The sequence below is a fragment of the Photorhabdus kayaii genome (assembly GCF_025384895.1).
GTDB classification, from domain to species: Bacteria; Pseudomonadota; Gammaproteobacteria; order Enterobacterales; family Enterobacteriaceae; genus Photorhabdus; species Photorhabdus kayaii.
This window is the reverse complement of the sequence record NZ_JAJAFZ010000184.1, coordinates 1-1,201: the sequence shown is the minus strand read 5'-3', so window position 1 is coordinate 1,201 and position 1,201 is coordinate 1. Positions and strand designations below refer to the sequence as shown.

General features: G+C 43.6%; 1 protein-coding gene. It reads right to left on the bottom strand.

Annotated features, from left to right (window positions below):
* On the bottom strand, positions 1–1,130 hold a 1,130-nt coding region (locus LGZ98_RS23775), incomplete at its 3' end, for an ISAs1-like element ISPlu17 family transposase (protein WP_046973755.1).
* Positions 1,131–1,201: the final 71 nt, after the last annotated feature.

Below are 1,201 nucleotides of genomic sequence, written 5' to 3'. Positions count from 1 at the left end.
TAAATATCACTCACATTAGCAAAACCCGCCTGTAATACTCGCTCCAAAAATTGGGTTTTCATCCATATTCGTCTACGCTTCGCTTTAATGCTTAATTGACTCGTTTCTTTTTTCAGCATGTTTAACGAAATACGTCGTAATATCGCGATGTTTTCCGCCGCATTTTCACGGTAAATTTGACAATCATCTTCCTTAAACGTCACATCAAGCACCCAGTGAAGATTATTCTCTATTTGCCAATGGCTGCGTACTGCCTGAGAAAATTGTTCTTCTGTCAGTCTGGCTGAACTGATGTAGTAACGGTACTCCAGACTGGGCAATTTGCCGTTTTCTTGCCTGTATCCGATTGTGACACCCAGTGTTTTTAATCCCGTCCATTCCGGAAAATCGGTTTTGAATGTATCGGCATTCAGCACATGGCTTTCTCTGATTTCCAGACGACCATGACCCTGTTCTATCAACGCTTTTTCGGTTGTTAAGGGCAAAACGCGCTGGGCTTCCAGGGCTTTTTGAATGGCACGATGGAGACGTTTTTGGTTGTCTTTCACACTTAATAAATAATCCGCGCCGGCATCAATAATCTCCTGAGCGATCTGCGTTTGGCATCCCATCGCATCAATGGAAATCAGCGCGCCTTTCAGTTCCAACAACTTAATGAGTTCCGGGATTGCGGTAATTTCATTAGATTTTTTCTGGGTTTTAACCTGGCCGATGACCATTTTATTGGCTGTCGCATAAGCACTCACAAGGTGGAGAGCCGAACCGCGTTCTCCCGGGGCATAGGCACCCCGTAAGACTTTACCATCAATCGCCACTAATTCTCCCTGAGTAACCTGATGAACCGAACGCATCCAGTTGATAAAACACAGATTAAATTGTTCCGGATTAATCCGTGAGAGAAGCCGGGCAATCGTATCATCAACAGGGATCCCCGCCTTGAACATATTATGTTCAAGAAACCATTCATGGTGGCCTTCAATATACTCTTGGATCTCACTCCAACCATCTGCGCCGCCCAGAACAGCGCACAATGAGGCAAATAAAATATCGAATAAAGGGTAGGCGACTTTAGCGCTTTGACGGGGATCTTGAATGTCTGAGAAATGTTCAGTAAAAATATCAAAGCACATGGTTTTTGCTCTCAAAAAGAGAGTATGAGATCATAACTATTACCGTCGGTCAAATCTGATTTTTTTAACAA